This window comes from Fodinibius sp. (genome assembly GCF_041642155.1).
Lineage (GTDB): Bacteria > Bacteroidota > Rhodothermia > Balneolales > Balneolaceae > Fodinibius.
Genome location: NZ_JBEPWZ010000358.1, coordinates 1 through 2,727, shown reverse-complemented (window position 1 = coordinate 2,727; position 2,727 = coordinate 1). Strand labels below are relative to the sequence as shown.

At 49.3% G+C, this 2,727-nt stretch carries 3 protein-coding genes; 1 reads left to right on the top strand and 2 read right to left on the bottom strand.

Annotated elements, in window-relative coordinates; genetic code table 11:
* A partial coding sequence (locus tag ACESLU_RS13880; RefSeq protein WP_372639228.1) for a hypothetical protein occupies positions 1 to 419 on the top strand: 419 nt, incomplete at its 5' end.
* A 287-nt stretch (positions 420 to 706) separates the two neighbouring features.
* Here ACESLU_RS13880 and ACESLU_RS13875 read toward each other — a convergent pair.
* Together ACESLU_RS13875 and ACESLU_RS13870 are read right to left on the bottom strand one after the other, a co-directional pair.
* A complete protein-coding gene (locus ACESLU_RS13875; RefSeq protein ID WP_372639227.1) occupies positions 707 to 1,234 on the bottom strand; it encodes a hypothetical protein in 528 nt (175 codons plus the stop codon).
* 46 nt (positions 1,235 to 1,280) lie between these two features.
* Positions 1,281 to 2,727: efflux RND transporter permease subunit (locus ACESLU_RS13870; protein WP_372639226.1), on the bottom strand; the 1,447-nt coding region annotated here is incomplete at its 5' end.

The following is a 2,727-nucleotide window of genomic DNA, read 5'->3' as shown; positions in this document are numbered from 1 at the left end:
ATCCTGCTTCCTGGGCCTTCCCGATCGGAGGTATTACGATGAGTGTAACCCCTAAACGAAAAGTTTCTATTGATATTCAGGGCGAAGGTGAAGGGAAAACTGCCTATGTCACTGGAAATATGGAACCATCCTTGAACAAAGAGCGTGTCCGCATTGACTATACAGACCAATTTGGTTTTCGCAACAGTCAAGTAGTCCTAACGGATACTAATGGACAATTTTCACACCGGTTTTCACCTGAAAAAGTGCAGCAAGAAAATGCTATCCTTGTAAAACAAGATCCTGAACATTTACCCGAAAACCATCCTGGTACTTTCCCGGTATGGGGCGAATATAGCATTCAGGCTCACACTATTAATTCTCCGAATGCAGCTCAAGTAAGTTCAAATGTTGTAAAGATCAAACTCCAGGATAATTAATAACCATTATCCCAAGGCATCTTATTTTGTTTTTAATTGGCTTACCTTAAAGCTCCCTACATCAAGTCGTCATCGATCACTACGTTCTTTCGCAAAAACTGTATTGATTCAGTAGATGTTTTTTTATGGTATACACATTATTTCTCAAGGTATATACATTAACCGTTGGATTCCTACTTTTGTTCTAAACCCAAGCTCTTCAAAAAGGAAATTTTCAAGCAGACCGTACTTACCCACGTAAACCACTTTTTAAACCGTGGACCGGCCTGTAAACTGCGTCCGGAAATTCACAGGCGGAATTCGATGTGACTTATCCTGTGAATCATTTCCCGGCCGGTTTCAGTTTCAGTTGTGTTTAGCTGTTCCGTTGGGACGGCGCCGGTGGTTCCTGAATGAAAGATCTTGCCCCCCTGGTAAGCGGTATAGAGCAAAGCCCCCAGCGAAATCAGGGCTGAAATGGCCAGCACTCCAAAAAGCGTATTCCGCCACCGCAGATCGTATGAAATAACGTAAAGGCCAACGATACTCAACAGTCCGGTTGTGATGGTAAACCAGAAGGCAATTTCCGCTGCCTCTTCATGATTGTGAATGACCTCATGTGAGGCTACGGAAAGTTCTTCGACAATATCTTCGGCGGCTTCTCCCGTCTCCATGGCTACGTAGCTGCTTACCGCCCCTAATAAAAAGAGGACCATCGCAATTTGCAGTATGGACGTATTTTTTCTGAAGAGCCCCCACCCCAGGATAAGGATCCCAAAAAGAACACTGAAAATGGGAAAGTGGTTTACGATTAAATGCAGGTAGTCAGCTTCCATCTTTACTCCTTTTTTAAAAGTTGAATGTTGGTACTATTAATTAATATTAGAATGCCTCTTCACCGGCTTCCAGTTTCTTGTCTTTCTCCATCCAGTGATAGATAGTAGGCAGTACCAGCAGTGTCAGCAGCGTCGCGGTTACCAGTCCCCCCACGACGACCGATGCCAGGGGACGCTGTACCTCGGAACCGGGGCCCGTATTGAATGCCATGGGGATGAACCCGAGGCTGGCCACCAGGGCCGTCATCAGTACGGGACGCAGCCGGTCGCTGGCTCCCTGAATGACGGCCGTTTTCAGATCTGTGCCTCCCTTCCTCAAATCGTTGAGGTGGGCAACCAGTACAATTCCGTTGAGAACAGCCACTCCGAAGAGGGCAACAAAGCCGATGCTGGCCGAGATCGACAGGTACAGCCCCCGCATCCATAGAATAAATATCCCGCCCGATAACGCCATCGGAAGATTCAGAAATATGAGCAGGGTGAACCGTATTTTCCCGAACATCAGGTAAAGCAGGCCGATAATAATCAGCAGCGAGATCGGTACGACAATATAGAGATGATTCATGGCCCGCTGCTGGTTTTCGAACGTCCCCCCGTACTGAATAAAATAGCCGGCCGGTATATCCACTCTTTCCCCAATGAGTTGCTGAAGATTCGTTACATACGAGCCGGTATCGATATCGCGAATGTTAATCCCTAAAATAACGCGACGCCACCCGTTCTCCCGGGCGATTTCACGGGGACCTTCTTCCGCATAGATGTCGGCTACTTCTTTGAGGGGGATATACCCTCCATCGGGCAGCTGCAGGGGCACGTTCATGATATCCTGGAAGCTGTTCCTGAGGTCTTCCGGCAACCGCACGTTGATGCCGAACCGGCGCTGTCCCTCAAAAATCTGTCCCGCTTCACTGCCGCCGATGCCGGTCCCGATGACGTGCTGAACGTGGTTGACATTTAAGCCGTATGAAGCCACCGCCTCGCGATCGATCTCGATGTTGTAATAGGGTTGACCGCTGCTCTGTTCAAGGTAGAAATTATCAGTACCTTCTATGCCGGTCAAAATTCCTGATACCCGCTGACCGACCGCCTGGAGCGTATCCATGTCTTCCCCGAATATCTTGACGGCAACGTCGGATTTCACTCCGCTGGTCAGTTCGTCAACACGCATGGCGATAGGCTGGGTGATATTGTAGGAAAGTCCGGGCTCGGTTTCCAAATAGGGACGGATATCGTCAATGATATCCTCCTTGGTAACGCCCCCGCGCCACTCCTCTCGGGGCTCGAGAACCACCCATACATCAGTTTGATGCACGCCCATCCAGTCGTTGGCCAGGTCGGATCGCCCCGTCTTGGGCACCACTGTTTTAATTTCGGGGATATTCTGCGTCAGCTTAGCTGCCAGCCAATCCGCATTTTCCACCGATTCTTCGAGGGTTACCGACGGCATCCGTACCTGCTCCACCAGGATCGACCCCTCATCCAGTTCCGGCAGA